The organism is Varibaculum vaginae (assembly GCF_900604285.1).
In the GTDB taxonomy this organism is placed as follows: Bacteria; Actinomycetota; Actinomycetes; order Actinomycetales; family Actinomycetaceae; genus Varibaculum; species Varibaculum vaginae.
This window is the reverse complement of sequence record NZ_UWNY01000001.1, coordinates 75,622-93,682: the sequence shown is the minus strand read 5'-3', so window position 1 is coordinate 93,682 and position 18,061 is coordinate 75,622. Positions and strand designations below refer to the sequence as shown.

Here is an 18,061-nt window from a genome sequence, read left to right as displayed (position 1 = left end):
GAATAGGTACAGAGTGATCATTGCGGAGTCAAAGAAGAATGTAGATATTGCATTGGCGAAACGTTATGACACTATTTCTGAGATGCTGAAGGTCGCAAAAAGCTTCGCCAGGCACGAAAAAACTACTTTCTCTGATTTGGTGCAGCTTAGAACAGGAGTAAGCATTAAAGACTTCAATAAAGTAATCGAAAGCCAGGAACAGGTTTTGGGGCGGATCTATGCGCTAGCAGAAGCCTATCCACAATTGCGATCTTCGGATGAGTTTGTAAATTTGCAAAACCAGATTGATGATGAGAATGAACAACTGGCTGCAGCCAAAAGGATTGTTAACAACAATATAAGTATCTTCAACCAGGATGTAGTAAGTTTTCCGATATCGATAGTGGCCTCGATGAAGGGGCTGCGCCAGATGGATTTTCTGGCTGAGAGCCACGTGGATTCTAAGGGCGATATTGATCGTTTTGATTATGAAGTTTAGAACTTTCCGGTTCGGTATCAGTAGTATCAGCGGGCACGGTTGGTAAAGAGAACAATGGCAGTAGTGTCAGAATCTAAATAGGGGTTCCGCTATTTTTTTACTGCACTATTCACATTGGAAAGCTAAAGGCTGGTTTGTGGGCTAGGGTTGAGGGGTGCAAATCGAGTATCAAAACCACCTGGCGCCAGGGCAGCCTGAAGTCCTGGTGCATGAACTTTTAGAAACTGCTTTCGGTCCTGAAGAACTGGGGGAGACGCAAGCTTTAATCGCTCAGCTGCAGGAGAACCAGTTTCAAACTTTTTCTGCATGGGAGGGTGCCCGTCCCCTAGGGGCGGCAATCGCATGGCCGGCAACCAGCGAAGTTACCCTTTTGAGTTGGTTGGCGGTTAGTCCCCGTACTCGTGGACATGGAGTAGGATCCCAACTTTTCCAGCAAACGATTTCCTATCTGGAATCTCGTAATAATCCTCTGTTAATCCTGGGAGAAATTGAGGATCCACGGCTTCATACATCTTCGGAGGACCGAGGAGATCCTCAGCGGCGTTGGCAGTTCTATCGGCGCCTAGGAGCCAAACATCTTGATTTTCCTTTCGCAATGCCGCGCCTGAGTGTGAACGTTCCGGTAGGAGAGGATATGTGGCTTCTCAGTTTCGGAGGACGAGCTCACGCGGGAATCGATGCTCTTACCGGACAGCTTGTGGGGAAGGGCTTAGGGAGGCCGCTAGAAAAATTCTTGAAAACCTATCTAGAAGACAGTGGGGAAATCCGGAATTCTGACGGAAGATATCGTGTAGAGATAGAAAAAATGCTGGCGGCTGCTGCCAATCTGGGGTAATTCCTGGTGTTCGTGTTGTCGGTGAATATTGAGAGAAGCTTGCTGAGGCTAACTATGAATATTTGCTCTGAGTTGATTTCTTTGTCAGTTATTTGAAAGTTTAGGTTTCCGTAAAGATGCGGGTCGGGCTAGGCTGGTTAGAAAGGTAGTTCTTCTTTTGGGATTGAGGTGAAGCATGGAGGAACCATCCTTGCAGGTGTGTTCGCCAATTCCTGGGCGGCTAGTGGGGCTGCGTCAGGTACCAGACTTGGTGTTCTCCGGGATGATTGTGGGTGCAGGGATTGCGGTGTGTCCGCTCCCCCAAGCTCAGGAGCTAACTGCGGTAGCGCCTATTTCTGGCAGGCTAATTAAGTTGTTTCCGCACGCTTTTATGATTGCCGATGGAGACCAGACTGTATTGGTGCATCTGGGGATTGACACTGTAAAGATGCGTGGGGACGGGTTTACTTGTCATGCCCAAGAAAATGAAATACTAAAAGTCGGTGACCCCGTAACTTCTTTCTCGGTTAAACGGATTGAAAAGGCAAACTATTCCCCGCTATGTCCGGTGGTGGTACTCGACTCTACGCCTTTGGATCTGGAAAATCTGCGCCCAGAAGGTAACCAAGTTGAAGTCGGGGATTTACTCTTTGAAATCGCTGGCCCGGTCACTAATGACTCTGTTTAGCTTGTGAACCACTGAAAATAGCGCCGTGATCGGCTCTGAAAACTATTTCCTTATACGAGCGTCAAGCTGCCATGTCGGGCATCATAGACGAAAAGTGGGGGCGGATTCCATTGGAATCCGCCCCCACTTATGTTCCCCATCTCAAGCAAATAAGGAGATATCAAACGATCAACGCTTAATCCTTATTGCTGCTGATAACAATAAGATATCTGTCTGAAAAATAATATAAACGAACCTGAGAGTTAGCTTCATGTTTGGTAAAATCTGCAGGTAGTGAGGGAGTGTAGAGTTTTAATGCCTTTACATAGAAACTCCCCGGGATCTAAACACTTGCGAAGATGAAAAAACTTTCTGTTTCGGATTAGGTCATTTCCTGACAAGGGGGAACTACGCGGGTAACCCAGGAAACTACCTGTTCGCGAAGAAAATCAACCTTTTCTGCATCGGGATATGCATAGTCAGCTTTGCCGTAGTTAGCAGGTAGCTCACCATACAGGCTGAGCTTGTCTAGGAACAACAGCTCACAACTGGGTGGTAGTAATGACCGGGGATCATCTACAAGTGGGGCAAACCATTGAGAGGCGAGTGTCTGGGGATCAACTACAAATAGAGTCGGGAGGGAGATATCTTGCAGTAGTTTTTCGGTGTCAACCATGGTTAATTCCCCCAAGGTTTGTTTCCCAACTACAAAATATGGTCGCGAAGCTCCCTGATCATTGGGGATACGAGTACGTCCCACGCGCTCTAACTCTGCTAGTTGGGAGGAAGAAAACACGTCTTCCCAGGAAACCTCGGCCGGACCTAAAATGGGTGCTGTCAGTACCAGCGCCTGAACTTTATCCGTAACCGCACGTAAAGCCGACAATGCCCCAGAACCATCGGCGTGCAAGATGATCCGCTCGAAACCTCGCTCTGAGAGCCAGCCGCAAACCGCCTTCAAATCATCAATCTGATTCTCTACACAAATCACATCGTCTGAGCTGTCTCCACAGCCAGAAAAATCCAGTTGCAAAGTTGCGTAACCAGCGCTGCGATAGGATTTTGCGAAAACATCGAACCAGCCTAGGCCGTGGCGGTCAAGCAGGAAAGAATGCGCAAATACCACCGCGCATTTGCAGGAATCCACCGGCACTACGAAGTCGGCTGCCAAGTCGATGCCTCGGGAAGTGTCGATCCTAATCTTGCTCATGTATCCACCGTAAACCGCGAAACATAAAATATGTTGTGAAAAAATACGGAATTTACTTAAGGGTAATTCCCAACAATAGACAATCGCTGCTCTCTTCACGCTTGAGATAGAATAAGGAAAGCTTATTCTCGTCAATTTGAAAGGTGATAGCCGTGGGAAAGAAACTCCTAACCGTCCTCGGTATCGGCGCAGGTATTGCCCTAGTTCGTCGCGAAGTGCGAGAAAACCCGGAGGGTGGGGTTGCTAAAACCGTTAATGCGGTTACTTCCAATCCGCAGGTACGCCGGGCGGGAGAGGCTACGAAACAAAAGGCTTCCGAGATTTTTCGTCGCCAAGGTGAAGCTGTTACTGACAAGATTGCGGATGTGGTTAAAGAGCGGATTTTCGGAGTAGCTTCCTCTGATAAAACAAACCCGGAGTTCGTGGATGTTGAAATCGAAGAAATAACCGTTGAAGGTCCGGATTCTCGCCTCCAAAATGGCTAAATCTACTGATAAAGGCATAGGCGCTGGCAATTCTCAGACATCCTCCGCGTCCAAGAAACAGTTGCGACGTTGGCGAAAGTATCTCGCAGAAGAACGCCTAGAAGCTGATACCTATCGTTACTTGTCCCGCCGGCGCAGTGGTGATGAACGAGAAGTCCTGCAAGAGCTATCGATGGCCGAGGAACGTCACGAGGAGTATTGGCTAAATTTACTGGGCGAAGATGCGCTACCTATCCCGCGGGCAAGCCTGCGCTCGCGACTACTCAACTTTTTCACCCGAATTTTTGGAACCATCTTTATGTTGGCGATGATGCAGCGGGCTGAGCAGCGTCATGACTACGAGGCAGACCTAGATGTTCCCAAGGAAATCGTGGCGGATGAAAAAATTCATTCCGAAGTGGTGCGTGGGTTGGCTGCCCGTCAACGCGCCACTATCTCCGGTAGCTTCCGGGCGGCAGTTTTCGGGGTAAACGATGGTTTAGTGTCTACCTGCGCCCTAATCCTGGGAATTTTCGGTACCGGAGTTTCTAAAACTGCCATTATCGTTACCGGTCTGGCGGGGTTGTTGTCTGGCGCCCTCTCCATGGGTGCCGGGGAATACGTTTCGGTGCGTTCGCAAACTGAACTTTTGGCTTCCTCTTCACCGGATCCCGAATCTGAACACGCTATCGATAAGTTGAATATGAACCAAAATGAACTGGCGTTGGTATTTAGGGCGCGTGGGGATGATGCCGAGACTGCCGACCGCAAGGCTGAAGCCGCCTTTACTAAGATTAAGACTGGTGGTCACGCCTATATCGCGTCGGCTAATCGGGAATATGAAGAAATCGGAACCGGTATGAAGGCTGCTATTTCTTCATTTACTTTCTTTGCTATCGGGGCGTTTGTTCCGCTCTTTCCGTTCCTGTTGCCGCTTTCGCTCCTGCACGGTGCGATAGCTGCGGTAGTTCTCGTGGGGGTGGCGCTAATAATCGTTGGAGGAATCGTAGGATTACTTTCGGGGACAGATCCGGCGCCTAAGGCATTGCGGCAATTGTTGATTGGCTATGGAGCAGCGGGGGCAACTTACCTATTGGGGTTAGCTATCGGCTCCCAACTGTCAGTCATTTAGCTCAGGCACTCGGGGACTTGGTTACTTTTCGGATTTTCCCGATCTACCTACTCGTCAGGGGAATCGTTCCGGTTGCTACTCTTGCTACTTTTTTCTTTAGCTTCTGGAGGCGTGCATTTAGCGCTCTCAGAACGGCTGGCTCCCAACCGTAATAAATGCCGAAGCTGGCGGGGAGTTAGCGTAATCCTAAGATCCGGCGCCTCGGGAAGCACCCATCCTCGCCACTGCGACAAAAGTATGAAAATCAGTGCGGAAATAATCGAGAGTGCCATTCCGAGCACTGGCATATCTAGCTTGAAAAACACTACCATTATTACCGCGGAGGTGGCAGCGGGGGTGGCATAAAGATTAGCGCCCCCAAAGATCTTGGGAATTTTTCCCACCATGACGTCGCGAATGATACTTCCGCCTACAGCGGTAGTTAGTCCCATCATCATTGCGGGTAGTATCCCCAACCCTAGGGCGAGAGTTTTTTGAGCGCCAGTGGCAGCCCAACACCCTAGACAGAGAGCATCGGCTACAGTTATCAGGCGATTAGTCCATTTGGATTCCAAGCGCCAGAAAAAAGCTACGGTTGCTCCCGAGAGAGCGCCGCCTAGGTAAAAGGGGTCGGTGAAGGCTACCGGAATTTGCTGGAGTAATACGTCTCGGGCCATTCCACCGCCCAGGGCGGAAATGACCGCGAGGGTCGCAAATCCTACCGCGTCAAAACGGCGCTCACGAGCGAGTTTTGCACCGATTACTGCGGCGCAAAATACTCCGGTTACATCGACTACCCGAAATGCGAGCTCAAGAACTTCGGGGCCAAAGCCACTTGCAGACATAACTCTATTTTTCTCTTTTTCCCCTTAGGTTTTCCACTCATGGATTTATCCTCCCCCACCTTTCCCTCCATTTTTAGGTACGCAAATACGCAGGAGAGGGCTTTTGTTGGAGTTTAGGAGGGGGGGAGTAGGCGTGATGGTGATGGAAAGAATGTCTGCGAAAAACTTATTACCGTAGGGCTACGTTTTATCCGAGTGGGCGCGGTGGCAGAGGAATTCGGAAAATTCCTTGGCATTTTCCGAATTCCTGGGCGAAAGGAGCGCGTGAGGCTAGCGGGCGCTAAAAGATACGAACGGGACACGCGCACTGCCAGCATCTTTTAGTCGGAAACATGTTTTTAGTCTTCTGTTATAACTCCCTATTCTCGCTGAAGCGAGAAAATTGGGATCCCCGGAGTGTTTTTAGCGAGTCGGACCTGGCTCTGGCTCCAGATTGATTGTGGCATCGATTTTACGCTTTGAAGGCAACCCAGCCAGTAGTAATAACCCTGCTAAAGACAAGATAGTATAGAACCAGAAGAGGCGAGAGAATCCTTCGTTTAGCCCCATTTGGAATGCGGTTTCTATCTGGTCACGGTGAGACTCAATATCTTTTAGATATTGCGCTTGCATTTTTTCGATGCCCGGTGGAACCATCCCCATTTTGGATTTCATTTTCTTTTCCTGCTGAGCAAACAGGTATTTCGCTAATTCTTTAGTACGATCTACGACGTTGGTTACATCTGCTGACTTAATTTTGTCTTGCAGAGAGGCGGGTAGGTCGGACATTTTGAACCCCATATTTGCTTTATTCATGGGGCTATTAGCTTTCCCGATTGGTTTTTCTACCTGGGTATTTGGGGAGATATTTTGGTTGTCTTCACCCCTATTTTCTGGCTTTCTTTGAGAGCTGCTTTTGACTAGTGGTGGTTTTTGGGTGCTATCATCACCCGCGCTTTCGCGAGCTGGAGCCGCCATGGCGGGCATTGCCGGCATATCTAGGGTAGGCATGGCATCCATAACTTTGGTTGAGACTCCTCCCATAGCGGTGGCCAGTAGTCCCACTAATATTGCGGGAGCTAAAGTGGTGCCCAGCGAACGAATTAGTGAGAGTGTCGCCTGCCCGGAGTTAGCGTCAGTTTCCGGAATTAAATGCAAGATTAGGTAGGTCAAAGGTGCTCCCATTAGGAAACCCAGTCCTAGACCCATTACGAAAATTGAAACTGAAGTAGAGGTAAAGCCGGGGTAGGGGCTAGCCCAGTAAATCAACATGAACCCGGAAATGGCGGAAATGAGCACCCCAATTCCTAGCACGCAGCGGGGGCCGAAACGGTCAGTTAATCGTCCACTCAAGGGCGCCCCGATAGCAGAAGCGACACCGATAATAATAGTGGGATAACCACCGGCTCCCGAGGGCAGTCGCATGCAGTTTTCCGAGAATTGTGGGATAAACATGACGGTCATCATTAAAATGCCGGAGACTGCGCCGAACATTAGGGTAGTTGCCACGTTGATAGTGGCGAAGTATTTAAAATCGATTATCGGATCCTCTGCGCGATTTTCTGCTATCGCAAAAGCCGGGATCATAACCAGAAAAATTAGCACTCCTCCCCAGACATCGCGAGCCTCAATAGATTCGGTTATTTTAGTGAAGTCTAGGTGCTGGAATGCCCAAAGCAAGGCGCTAATCATCACTACCAGGATGAAAATGCCTGGTAAATCTAGTTTTCGCGCCGAGTTTTGGCTTTCCTGCGGCAGCGCCCATATCCCCAATAACACTACGATTATCGCGATGGGAACGTTGATGTAGAAGATCCACTGCCAGTTTTCTTGTCCGGCGATATCTAAAATCAAAGATCCGGCGGAGGCTCCAAATACTGAGGCGGCTCCGTAAACCATACCTACTAGTCCTAAGGCCATGCCACGCTTAGGGGGAGGGACTATGGTTCCCACTGCGGCGGTTGCTACTGGTACCATTCCGCCTCCGCCGATTGCTTGAATCGCCCGGGATGTCAATAGTAGACCCAGGGAGGAAAATTCTTGTGCTAGTCCACACCCCAGGGATCCAAGCCCAAATAGGCCAATAGCCAGTACGTATACTGGTTTGCGTCCAATGATGTCAGCTATTTTTCCGATTACGGGAATTGCGGCCGCATAGGCAAGGGTGTAAATGGTGAAAACCCAAACTCCCACCTTGTCGTCGACTCCTAAACCGTTTTGGATAACGGTGCGCGCCGGGTTCACAATCCCCATGTCGAGGGCGCCCATCCCAATTCCTGCTAGATAGAGGACAAGAACGAGTTTCCAGCGTTTTGGGGCGGTAAATTCAGTGTTATCAGTATTATTTTTCGTTGTTACCGCTGCGATGAATTTCTTTGGTTCTACTGTTGCTTCTGGGCGGGAGGTGCCAAGTTTATGGCTCATGGTTGATCCTTAGTCTTACCGTAGTTTTCTGGCGAGATTCTTAGGCTTCAGGCTCGTGGGAAGTATCTAGGGATTCCACAAATTCTTGGAGCATTTCGGTAAAAGTTCTTAGTTCTTTCTGAGTGCGTGCGGCGAACAATCCGCTCAGCCCAGCCTCCATAGGGGCGGTGAAGTCATGCCCAATTTGTCCGCCAAGCTCCGAGATACGCAGTATGGTTTTGCGGCGGTCGGTCTCATTGCTTTCTCTGCTTACGTAGCCTAAATCGATTAGGCGGTCGGTGAGGTAACTAACTGCTGCTCGGGTGATATGTAGTTGTTCGGCTAGCTCTGAGGGGGACAAAGGCGTACCGGCAAGTTCTGCCTGCCAGATTTGTAGAAGTGCTTCTCCGTCTTTGCCATGCAATCCCAATTTCGAGGAATATCGGTTGACTAGGTCGGTTGAGGCAAAAACTAGTCTGTGGAGTTCGTAGAGGAGTTGATCTATGAGCTGTTCGCGCTCGCTTGCAGGTTTTGAAGTCTTATCCATGTAGTTAAGTATATTAATAATTAAGAAACTTAAGCAACTGAAATTTTAAAACTATCTGCCCGAGCAGCCTCATCTCCCAGGTAACCCCTGTCCAAGAGATGTCAGTCATCTGGGTAAATAGTCGTAAGGGATAGTTTGGCCGAGTAGGTGCGGGGGTTGTAAAAACCGCGGCAGGTAAAAGATGTGAGAGGGACACGTGTGTTGCCATCGTTTTATTAGTCGGAAACACGTTTTATAGTCTTCTGTTTTATCTCCCTATTCTCGTTGAAGCGAGAAAAGCGGGATTCTCGGAGTGCTTTTACCGAGCCAGGGTCGGATTTGCGGGGTAAGGAAGCAGGGGGAGGTTTATCCGAGTAGGCGTGGTGGGCATAAGCATTCGGAAAATGTCGTTACACTTTTCGCATGCTTGGCGGGAGGAAAAATCTACCCCTGCGTACATAGTGTTTTCAGCACGAGCAGGCTCAGTAACCAAGCCATTATCCGACAGGCTAACCGGTAGGAAGGGGCTGCGTAGGGCAGGAGGCCGCCACTGTCGCCAGCGCTCGCTTTTCCTGCGGGGTAACCAGCAGTTTCCATTTTTGCTTAATTGCAGTCTGTAAAGCTACATATTGACAGTGAAATCCGGGATTAGGGGGCAGCCAGCTCGCAGCGTCCTTATCTTGTTTATCTTGATTTGCTGGTCCGTCAACCGCTAGCAGATTTAAAGGGTCATTGGCGAACTGCTCGCGACTCTTTGCATCCCATTTGCTGGCTCCGGTTTTCCAAGCATTAGAGAGGGCAACTACATGGTCAATCTGGATTTTGCTGGAAGTGTCTGCCCCTTTTCGAAATTGTTGAAATCGCCCGGTGTAGGGCTCTGTGAATTCTCCAGAAAGGACCAAGCAGTTATGAGTACCCGCCTTGGTTCGCACCTGCGAAAGATCGCGCCGTAAAATATCATTGCGAGTGTCACAACCATTGTGGTCAATATCTGCCCAGCGGATTCCGAACTGTGAACGCTGATAGGGGGAGGCGCTTTCCCACTCGCCTTCCGGTAAGTCGGCAATAGCTTTTACTAAATCAGTCTGCACTGATTCTGACAGGATCTGATCCGCGTTCTTTCCCCAATTGGGAAGTCCCATCTTGGGGGCGCCTTTTTGGGAAAGCCCTGCTAAATCCGGACCTAAACCGGGAATAAAAGCCCAGGCAAGTAGTCCAATAATGAATCCCGCGATGATACGGGTGCCCCAGGAAAAGTCTTTTCTTGAACGCCTGCGCTTGCCTCGTTGGTAATACCCCATAACTCCATTGTGGCAACTTTTGGAGGCTTTCCTAATTAGCGGTTCCACTGCCGGAAATGTTTGCTTTTATCGCCCGCGGTGCACAATAGAAGCATGTTTATGCTTTCCCAGGCGCGTGCTCTCGCTCCGACCCTGCCGGCGGCAAGTATCCTATCTGAGCTGGAAGGAGCTCTGGAAGCTGTAGGGAAAGCGATCATTACGGCGGAGCCGGGGTCGGGGAAAACTACTTTGGTTCCTCCTTTTTGCTGGGCGTTAGAGGATGTGCGGGCAAAAAATAGTTGCGGAGCGGGGACAGTGGTAACCGAGCCACGCCGGGTTGCAGCTCGGGTTGCCGCCAGTTACCTCCAGCAGCTACTACCGCGAGATGAACATAATCTGGCAGCGAAAGTGGCGTTTTCAGTTCGGGGAGAATCTACTCGTAGTCGCGGCACCCGCCTAGATTTCGTGACCGCCGGCCTGTTTTTGCGGCGTCTGCTGGCAGATCCTGAACTCTCTGCTATTGGCACCGTGATTATTGATGAGGTACATGAACGATCTTTAGATACCGATGTCTTATTAGCCCTACTTACTGAGGTGAGGCAATTACGTCCGGAGCTTCGGATAGTGGTGATGTCCGCGACCTTGGACAGCAATCTTTTCCGCAAGGTATTAGGGGAAGATACCCCAGTTTTGGAGGCCAAAGGCAAACTTTTCCCTCTACAAGAGGTATTCGCGCCGCCGCCAGCGCGAGTTAGGCGGATTAGCGAGCGGGGAACCTCCTGGGAATTTCGCGACTATTTGGCAGATCTGGCGCTAAAACATCGCATACGGGCTGACACCCTGATGTTTGCCCCTGCAATCGCGGATGTAGAGGCGATTGCTTCAGCTTTACGCTCTCATGCTAGTTACCCGGAGAGAATCATGACTTTGCATGGGCAATTGTCTCCGCGTGAACAGGCTAAAGTACTGTCTGAGGGGGCAGCTTGCGCTGGCGAGGACGCCCTAAAACCCGGGGAAGGCAGGATTATTGTGGCCACCTCGGTGGCAGAATCAGCACTGACGGTTCCCGGGGTTCGTCAGGTGATCGATAGCGGACTATCGCGGATTCCGAATCGCCGCTTGCGCGGAAATGCCGGAGGACTGAGCACCTTAAGTTGCTCGCGGGCAGCGGCCACTCAACGTGCAGGACGCGCTGCCCGCCTGGGGCCTGGATATGTGATTCGTGCTTATGACCAGCAAACTTACGCGCGTATGGAACCTGATACTCAGCCGGAAATCTTGCGCAGTGACTTGACTCAGACCTATTTGCAGCTGGCAGACTGGGGGCAAACCGATCTGGAAGTTCTGGCGCTGCCTACCATGCCTCCGCCTGCTGCCTGGCAGCAGGCGGAGAAGGATTTGCAGGTACTCGGCGCCTTAGATGCAGATTCTCGGATTACCGCTTTGGGACGTAACTTGGTACAAATTCCGTCCCATCCGCGCCTGGCGCGCGCCTTGATTATGGGGGCGCGTTTAGTGGGGAAGCGCCGCGCCGCCCAGGTAGTGGCGGCTTTGCAGACAGATTTACGCAGTTCGGACGGTGATTTATGGGCAGCTATTCGTCGCGCCGAAAATCAAGGAGATAGCACTTATCGCGCAGAATGTAGCCGCTTTGAAAAATTGGCGCGACGTTACCAAGATCTTGATACCGTTAGCAGAGCTAAAGGTTTGTCGTTTCTGGATAGCATCAAGCAGCTAAAAGAAACCCAAATGAGCGAAGAAGACAAAAAACCATTAACTGCTAAACAAACGATCACGGGGGATTTAAGCGTTGGATTAGTGCTGGGGATGGCTTTCCCTGACCAAATAGGTCGCTTAACCACTAAAGGCGGGGTTTATCAGCTTTCTGGCTCGGGAGCGGCTCGCCTGAAAAATGACAGTGGCCTTGCCGATAGCAAATGGTTGGCAATCGCGGAAATCGGGCTTCGGAAAGGCGATGATGACCTGATTCGTTTGGCTGCACCCTTGAGTGAAGAATTAGCTTTGAATCTGGGTAAAGATTTACTGCAGGAAAGACATCTTGAAGAATTTCGGAACGGGAGAATCTGCGCTTGGCAACAAAAATATTTAGGCGAAATCCTTCTGCATACTCAACCTGTTAAAATCCTGGAGGCTGAACGTGTCCTCGAATCTGAATATCAGAGAAAGGGACTAGATTTTCTATCTTGGAACCCTAAAGCCAGTCGCTTACGTGCCCGCCTGGCATGGGGCGCGCACTATTTGCCGACTATGCCCCCGGTTAGTGACCAGGATTTACATGACAATCCCCGCTTCTGGCAGGTACTGATCAGTTATTTTGCAGATGGGAAAAATGCCGTAAATGCCCCGGTAGCCTCCTGGTTGGAGGGCTTGCTCGACTATGAAACTCGGCACGCCTTGGAACAAGAGGTACCCAGCGAGTTTCTGCTCCCTGCGGGCAGGCGCGCCGCCATCAGCTATCCAGATGACATAACCAGCGGTCCACCTCGGGTACAGGCAAAGCTGCAAGAGTTCTTTGGGATGTCATCTGCGCCTAAAATCCTGGGCGGTCAGGTTGATTTGGCGATGGAAATGTTGTCACCGGCAGGACGTCCACTGGCGTTAGTAACCGACTTAGACCACTTCTGGAATCAGATATATCCGCAGGTTCGAGCAGAAATGCGGGGCAGGTATCGTAAGCATCCTTGGCCGGAAGATCCCCGCTCCGCCATCGCGACCGCCGCCACCAACCGCCAACTCCGCTCCCGCTAAGAGGGCGAGGATTACTTTTGTCTCCCACGGTAAGGGCGGGAGATAGATTTTTCCTCCTGCCCAAGAATTCGGAAAACGTAGCGACGTTTTCCGAATTCTTATGCCCACCGCGCCCACTCGGATAAAATCTATCCCCCGCCCCCGCAGTAGCTCGGCGCGGGTACAACCGGTTCCTCACGCCGGTTAGATACTTGTGGCGGCAAACAGTAGAGGGGGGCGAGTACTTTTTGTCGATCAGGTTAGGCGGGCGTAAGAAAGTGGGCAATACCAGCGGTATTGCCCACTTTCTTTGGGCGGGAGACAAAAGTAATCGCCGCCCTTGCGGTCTCGGGGAGAGGTGGCGAGGGCGGGAGGAAAAACCTAGCCCCCAACGCTTACGGCGGGCGGGAGGAAAAAGTAATCTCCGCCCTTGCGGTATCAGGGGTAGAGCCGACTAGGAGAGAGCGGTGCCTACTACCTCTTGTGCTTCGGAAATTACTTGGTCTACGTGGGTATCCCCTCGGAAGGATTCCGCGTAAATCTTGTAGATATTTTCGGTGCCGGAGGGGCGAGCCGCGAACCAGGCGTCCTTGGTGACGACTTTTAGTCCGCCGATTTCCGCGTCGTTACCCGGGGCGCGCACCAGCTTATCGGTGATATCTTGGCCGGCGAGTTTATTGGCGGTGACATCCTCGGGAGAAAGCTTTTTGAGTTTGGCTTTTTGCTCCGGGGTGGCCGCGGCCTCGAAACGTTTATAGCTAGAAGACCCGAAACGCTCTATCTGCTGTTTATGCAACTGAGAAGGTGAAGTTCCCGTTACTGCCAGGATTTCAGAGGCTAAAAGCGCCAAGATAATGCCATCTTTATCGGTAGTCCACACAGATCCATCCCTACGTAAGAAGGAAGCTCCGGCGGATTCCTCGCCCCCGAAACCGATAGTCCCGGAGAGCAATCCCGGAACGAAATATTTAAAGCCGACCGGAACTTCCACGAGTTTGCGTCCCATATGGGTTACAACGCGGTCAATTAGCGAGGAGGAAACCAAGGTTTTTCCAACTCCGCAATTTTGGCTCCACTGGGGTCGATGGGTGTACAGGTATTCGATTGCAACTGCCAGGTAGTGGTTGGGATTCATTAGCCCATCCGGGGTTACAATCCCATGGCGATCCGAATCGGCATCGTTACCGGTGGCGATGTCGAAAGGCGTAATCCCATCCTCGTCGGGCGCCATCTGTTCCCGTAATGAAGACATCGCATAGGGGGAGGAACAATCCATACGAATTTTTCCGTCCCAATCCAAGGTCATGAAGCTGAAAGCGGGATCCACATTCGGGTTAACTACCGTCAGGTTTAGGTCATGGCGCTCGGAAATCATGCCCCAATAGTCCACTGAAGCCCCGCCAAGTGGGTCTGCGCCAATGCGTACTCCCGCGGAGCGAATCGCATCCAGGTCAACTACAGTGGGTAATGCATCCACATATTCACGCAGGTAATCGTGGGAATGTACGCAGTCGGCACGAGTTAGATCCGGCAAAGTAGAGCGGGGAACATTGCGCCAGCCATCTTCAAGGATCTGGTTAGCGCGGTCGGCAATCCAGCTGGTAGCATCCACATCTGCTGGGCCGCCAGTGGGAGGATTGTATTTGAAGCCCCCGTCGCGCGGCGGGTTGTGAGAAGGGGTGATTACGATTCCGTCGGCCGCATCTGCGCCCGAGGTGCGTACTTTGCCGGGTGCCCCGTTGGCTTGCAAGATTGCCAAAGAAACTGCCGGGGTGGGGACATAGGAATTGCGCGAATCTATTCGCACATCCACTCCGTTAGCTACCAGTACTTCTAGGGCGCTGCGGTGAGCGGGCTCTGAGAGGGCGTGGGTGTCGCGCCCCATAAATAGTGGTCCGTTAATTCCCTGGTTTCGGCGATATTCCACGATTGCCTGAGTTATTGCCACGATATGGGCTTCGTTAAATGCGTGATCAAAGGCGCTGCCGCGGTGTCCGGAAGTTCCGAAACTTACCCGTTGGCTAGGTTCTTGCGGGTCTGGTTCTAGGTCATAGTAGGCGGCTAGGAGGTCATCTACATTGATTAAATCTTCTGGTTTGGCTTTTTGCCCGGCTCTTTCAAACATGTATTAAGTCTTTCACTTATTTAGTTTTTTGTCTGTGAAAAGAACAAGGTGTTGTAACTAATAAGTGCCGGGTAAATTGAGAACATGAATCGCTTTGACGGGGTGATGCGCCGGGCTATGGATTTGGCCACCCGGGCACAACAGCAATCAGATGTGCCGGTGGGGGCAGTTTTGTTAGCTCCGCGTGTCGAAAATTTCTCGCCCGATAATGCCCGGAATACTGGTTTTTTTACCGCCGAGGGTGCATTGGCTTCTGCGGGTGAGGAAGCACTTACTCCCGAAAGTGATAATGCTTCCTATTTGGGAGAGTGGGAAATAATCGGAAGTGGATTTAACCAAAGGGAAATCTTTCCCTTTGATCCCACTGCGCACGCAGAGATTATGGCTTTGCGGCAAGGATCTGCTCGCCTTGGTACTTGGCGACTTACTGGAACCACTTTGGTGGTGAACTTGGAGCCTTGCACTATGTGTGCAGGTGCCTTGGTTAATGCCCGGGTTTCGCGGGTAGTGTTTGGCGCCTGGGATGACAAAGCGGGAGCTGCTGGCTCTGTCCGTGATGTTCTGCGCGATAGCCGCCTAAATCACCGCATCGAAGTAATCGGGGGGATTTTAGAGGAGGAATGCTCGGCACAATTAAAAGCCTTCTTTGCTGGTCGGCGATAAGAGTTCAAGCAACTACGCCCTATAGTTGGTTGTCGATAGCACCTTACGCTTGCCGCCGCTTCGGGTTTTAGCTATCTGCAGGCTAAGCCGCGATCTACACCCGAATTTTCGCTAAGTGTTCCTTCCTATTCCAGGCGGAGCTGTCGAAACTATCTGTACGGGCTTAAGTGCAGGTTTATCTGGGACTGCATTAATCTGGGTGCTGTTAGGGGAAGGGGTCTTTGTGGAAGTTGTAGCGGTTATGGCTAGGTCGCAGAGGAATTCTTTACTGGCGGGAAGGGTGAGTGTCTGTCTAATTTGAATGCCTGCCCGTAGCCAATAGTAGGGTTGTATTCATAACTGCCGAGGGTTTGTGCTGATAGTGCGGGAATACGGCTTAACAGTAAAGTGAAAATTAAGGGATGTGTTTCATCGGGGAGATACTCAGTGGTGACTATCTAGGCGCTCCCGATTTTCTAAATTCAAGCATTAATGAAAGAATCGCTAGTTTTAAGTAGACTCTCCTTGTGTCTGGGACTTAGGTCGACTATAGTCGCTATTGTAAGGACAATTTAGTTAATCAACGGGGATGTCGATAATCCGGCATGACCGGCGATAAGGTCAGCAATATTCAAAGGAGACGCTGATAATGGTGAAACAATTGCAGCATTGGATTAACGGTGAATATGCGCAGGGTAAACCCACCGGGCAAATTGAGATTGAAGATCCAGCGCTAGGAGAGGTCGTAGCTACGATTCCCTCCGCGTCGAGTGAAGATTTGGATCACGCGGTAGAAATTGCTCGCAAGGCACAAAAAGAATGGGCTAAGCTTTCCCTGGCTAAGCGGGTAGACATCATGTTCAAGATGCGCCACTTGGTCTTGGAAAACCAAGATAAGATGGCGCGCCTAATCGTCCAGGAACACGGTAAAAACTACTCGGACGCAATCGGTGAAATTCAGCGTGGGCGGGAAACTCTTGATTACGCTTGCGGTATTAACGCCAACATGAAGGGCGAACACTCCTACCAGATTTCAACTGGTGTTGATATTTACACCGTGCGGCAGCCGGTCGGGGTAGTGGCAGGCATCTGCCCGTTTAACTTCCCGGCAATGGTGCCTATGTGGATGCACCCTCTGGCTATCGCCACTGGTAACGCCATTATTATTAAGCCCGCATCTTCTACTCCTTCCGCTGCGCTCTTCACCGGAGAGCTTTACAAGCAAGCGGGGCTACCGGACGGGATTTACCAGGTTTTGACGGGCAACCGTAATTTGGTGACCTCGATTCTGGAACATCCGGGTATTGATGCCATTTCGTTTGTGGGCTCTACTCCAGTTGCTCATATCGTGCAGAACACCGGAGTTTCTCATGGTAAACGCGTACAGGCGTTGGGTGGCGCAAATAATCACGCCATCGTGATGCCAGATGCAGATATTGATTTCGCTGCCAAGCATCTTTCTGCAGCAGCTTTCGGCGCTGCGGGTGAACGCTGCATGGCTTTGCCGGTGGTAGTAGCAGTAGGAAGCGCTGGTGAAAAGCTAGCCGAGAAAATTAAGGCTCACGCCGATAAGATCCACGTAGATCAAGGTATGGTCGAGGGCTGCGAGATGGGTCCGGTTATCGACAAGAAAGCACAGGAACGTATCGAAGGTCTGATTACTGACGCTGAAGAGCGTGGTGCGACTATCGTGCGTGACGGACGTGGATTCCGGCCGGAAGGTTACCCGAACGGATACTTCGTGGGGCCGACCATTATCGATAACTGCCCCAAGGACGCTCCGGTGTATTACGAGGAAATCTTTGGGCCGGTACTAGTGATTACCCGCGCGGACACCTATGAAGAAGCCATCGAAATCGTTAACTCTTCGCCCTTCGGCAATGGTTCCGCGATCTTTACCAATGACGGCGGGGTAGCACGCAAGTTCACCCTAGCGGTTGAGGCCGGAATGGTTGGGGTTAATGTTCCGATTCCGACCCCGGTAGCCTACTATTCCTTCGGTGGTTGGAAGGAGTCTCTGCTTGGAGATACCCATATTCACGGTCCCGAGGGCGTGAAGTTCTACACCAAAGCCAAGGCGATTACCACCCGTTGGCCGAGCGAGTCGGGACACTATGAAGCCTCGATGAGCTTCCAGCGCGAGGAAGAATAAGGACAGTTAAGGAACTTATAAGTTCAAGAACATTTGGTGCAGGCGCGGGTCGCCAGTTAGTTCGGGGTGAAAAGTAACCCCGATCTGATTGGCGGCTCGCGCCCCCACAATTGCCCCATTTACTCGTCCGAGTTCTTCTACGCCCGTCTCCACGTTGTTAATCCGTGGAGCACGAATGAAAGTCATCGGCAGATCTTCCATCCCCGCAAAGTCAGCTCGAGTATTAAAGGAACCTAGTTGGCGTCCGTAGGCATTACGTTCCACGGTCACATCTAGGGTACCTAGTGCGGTGCGATCCACGCTGCGTTTACCCATAATTCGCTTGGCCAGCAAGATTAATCCTGCGCAAGTACCAAGAACCGGCATTCCAGCGGTAATCATTTCCCGTAGCCGATCAGCCATACCCAGTTCAATCAACAGTTTAGATTGCACTGTGGATTCTCCACCCGGCAGTACCAGGCGGTTAAAACCGCTGTGTAAGTCTGCGGCTTCCCGCAGTTCAACCACCTGAGCCCCCAGTTTCTGCAGGCATTGTTCATGCTCTATAAATGCTCCTTGAACTGCGAGGACGCCAACTTTTTCCATTTATTTACACTGGCCGTTTCTGTTGTGCGAAG

The 18,061-nt window shown here is 51.1% G+C and carries 15 protein-coding genes; 8 read left to right on the top strand and 7 right to left on the bottom strand.

Annotated features, from left to right (window positions below):
• Positions 1-13: 13 nt before the first annotated feature.
• From EFB02_RS00380 to EFB02_RS00370, 3 genes are all read left to right on the top strand, one after another.
• Positions 14-478: a LemA family protein gene (locus EFB02_RS00380; protein WP_234992672.1), complete on the top strand. Its 465-nt coding sequence runs from the start codon at positions 14-16 to the stop codon at positions 476-478.
• Between the two features lie 154 nt (positions 479-632).
• Positions 633-1,313, top strand: a complete 681-nt coding sequence (locus tag EFB02_RS00375; protein ID WP_122819369.1) for a GNAT family N-acetyltransferase — start codon at positions 633-635, stop codon at positions 1,311-1,313.
• A gap of 175 nt (positions 1,314-1,488) precedes the next feature.
• The gene (locus EFB02_RS00370; protein WP_122819368.1) at positions 1,489-1,980 is read left to right on the top strand and encodes a PTS sugar transporter subunit IIA; all 492 of its coding nucleotides are present in this window, start codon (positions 1,489-1,491) and stop codon (positions 1,978-1,980) included.
• 361 nt (positions 1,981-2,341) lie between these two features.
• Here the strand turns inward: EFB02_RS00370 and EFB02_RS00365 are convergent, their stop codons facing one another.
• Positions 2,342-3,169: an alpha/beta hydrolase gene (locus EFB02_RS00365; RefSeq protein WP_122819367.1), complete on the bottom strand. Its 828-nt coding sequence runs from the start codon at positions 3,167-3,169 to the stop codon at positions 2,342-2,344.
• A gap of 152 nt (positions 3,170-3,321) precedes the next feature.
• On the opposite strand from EFB02_RS00365, the gene EFB02_RS00360 reads away from it, so the two are divergent.
• Entirely contained in the window at positions 3,322-3,654 is a 333-nt protein-coding gene (locus tag EFB02_RS00360; RefSeq protein WP_122819366.1) for a YtxH domain-containing protein, read from the top strand.
• The gene (locus tag EFB02_RS00355; protein ID WP_122819364.1) at positions 3,647-4,765 is read left to right on the top strand and encodes a VIT1/CCC1 transporter family protein; all 1,119 of its coding nucleotides are present in this window, start codon (positions 3,647-3,649) and stop codon (positions 4,763-4,765) included. Before EFB02_RS00360 ends, EFB02_RS00355 begins: the two co-directional genes overlap by 8 nt.
• Positions 4,766-4,812: 47 nt before the next feature.
• Here EFB02_RS00355 and EFB02_RS00350 read toward each other — a convergent pair whose 3' ends face one another.
• The 4 genes from EFB02_RS00350 to EFB02_RS00335 all read right to left on the bottom strand — a co-directional run bounded on the left by EFB02_RS00350 (position 4,813) and on the right by EFB02_RS00335 (position 9,798).
• On the bottom strand, positions 4,813-5,589 hold the full coding sequence (locus tag EFB02_RS00350; protein ID WP_122819362.1) for a trimeric intracellular cation channel family protein: 777 nt from the start codon (positions 5,587-5,589) through the stop codon (positions 4,813-4,815).
• Between the two features lie 402 nt (positions 5,590-5,991).
• Positions 5,992-7,992, bottom strand: a complete 2,001-nt coding sequence (locus EFB02_RS00345; RefSeq protein WP_122819360.1) for an MFS transporter — start codon at positions 7,990-7,992, stop codon at positions 5,992-5,994.
• 40 nt (positions 7,993-8,032) lie between these two features.
• Positions 8,033-8,518, bottom strand: coding sequence for a MarR family winged helix-turn-helix transcriptional regulator (locus EFB02_RS00340; protein WP_122819358.1), 486 nt, complete (start codon positions 8,516-8,518; stop codon positions 8,033-8,035).
• A gap of 488 nt (positions 8,519-9,006) precedes the next feature.
• Complete coding sequence (locus EFB02_RS00335) at positions 9,007-9,798, bottom strand: HNH endonuclease family protein (protein WP_122819356.1); 792 nt, start codon at positions 9,796-9,798, stop codon at positions 9,007-9,009.
• A 93-nt stretch (positions 9,799-9,891) separates the two neighbouring features.
• Between EFB02_RS00335 and EFB02_RS00330 the strand changes: the two genes are divergently transcribed.
• Positions 9,892-12,546, top strand: a complete 2,655-nt coding sequence (locus tag EFB02_RS00330; protein ID WP_122819354.1) for an ATP-dependent RNA helicase — start codon at positions 9,892-9,894, stop codon at positions 12,544-12,546.
• A 433-nt stretch (positions 12,547-12,979) separates the two neighbouring features.
• Here the strand turns inward: EFB02_RS00330 and pgm are convergent, their stop codons facing one another.
• On the bottom strand, positions 12,980-14,650 hold the full coding sequence (gene pgm / locus EFB02_RS00325) for a phosphoglucomutase (alpha-D-glucose-1,6-bisphosphate-dependent) (RefSeq protein WP_122819352.1): 1,671 nt from the start codon (positions 14,648-14,650) through the stop codon (positions 12,980-12,982).
• Between the two features lie 84 nt (positions 14,651-14,734).
• Between pgm and tadA the strand changes: the two genes are divergently transcribed.
• A complete protein-coding gene (gene tadA / locus EFB02_RS00320) occupies positions 14,735-15,313 on the top strand; it encodes a tRNA adenosine(34) deaminase TadA (RefSeq protein ID WP_200831513.1) in 579 nt (192 codons plus the stop codon).
• A 631-nt stretch (positions 15,314-15,944) separates the two neighbouring features.
• Complete coding sequence (locus tag EFB02_RS00315; protein ID WP_122820582.1) at positions 15,945-17,444, top strand: CoA-acylating methylmalonate-semialdehyde dehydrogenase; 1,500 nt, start codon at positions 15,945-15,947, stop codon at positions 17,442-17,444.
• Positions 17,445-17,459: 15 nt separating this feature from the next.
• On the opposite strand, the gene pdxT is transcribed toward EFB02_RS00315, so the two are convergent.
• A complete protein-coding gene (gene pdxT / locus EFB02_RS00310; protein WP_122819350.1) occupies positions 17,460-18,029 on the bottom strand; it encodes a pyridoxal 5'-phosphate synthase glutaminase subunit PdxT in 570 nt (189 codons plus the stop codon).
• Positions 18,030-18,061: the final 32 nt, after the last annotated feature.

Bases quoted from the DNA above. Each gene is read 5' to 3' on its own strand.
- EFB02_RS00335 (WP_122819356.1), bottom strand. From the start codon at position 9,798: ATGGGGTATTACCAACGAGGCAAGCGCAGGCGTTCAAGAAAAGACTTT.
- pgm (WP_122819352.1), bottom strand. From the start codon at position 14,650: ATGTTTGAAAGAGCCGGGCAAAAAGCCAAACCAGAAGATTTAATCAAT.
- pdxT (WP_122819350.1), bottom strand. From the start codon at position 18,029: ATGGAAAAAGTTGGCGTCCTCGCAGTTCAAGGAGCATTTATAGAGCAT.
- EFB02_RS00340 (WP_122819358.1), bottom strand. From the start codon at position 8,518: ATGGATAAGACTTCAAAACCTGCAAGCGAGCGCGAACAGCTCATAGAT.
- EFB02_RS00355 (WP_122819364.1), top strand. From the start codon at position 3,647: ATGGCTAAATCTACTGATAAAGGCATAGGCGCTGGCAATTCTCAGACA.
- tadA (WP_200831513.1), top strand. From the start codon at position 14,735: ATGAATCGCTTTGACGGGGTGATGCGCCGGGCTATGGATTTGGCCACC.
- EFB02_RS00345 (WP_122819360.1), bottom strand. From the start codon at position 7,992: ATGAGCCATAAACTTGGCACCTCCCGCCCAGAAGCAACAGTAGAACCA.
- EFB02_RS00370 (WP_122819368.1), top strand. From the start codon at position 1,489: ATGGAGGAACCATCCTTGCAGGTGTGTTCGCCAATTCCTGGGCGGCTA.
- EFB02_RS00330 (WP_122819354.1), top strand. From the start codon at position 9,892: ATGTTTATGCTTTCCCAGGCGCGTGCTCTCGCTCCGACCCTGCCGGCG.
- EFB02_RS00365 (WP_122819367.1), bottom strand. From the start codon at position 3,169: ATGAGCAAGATTAGGATCGACACTTCCCGAGGCATCGACTTGGCAGCC.
- EFB02_RS00350 (WP_122819362.1), bottom strand. From the start codon at position 5,589: ATGTCTGCAAGTGGCTTTGGCCCCGAAGTTCTTGAGCTCGCATTTCGG.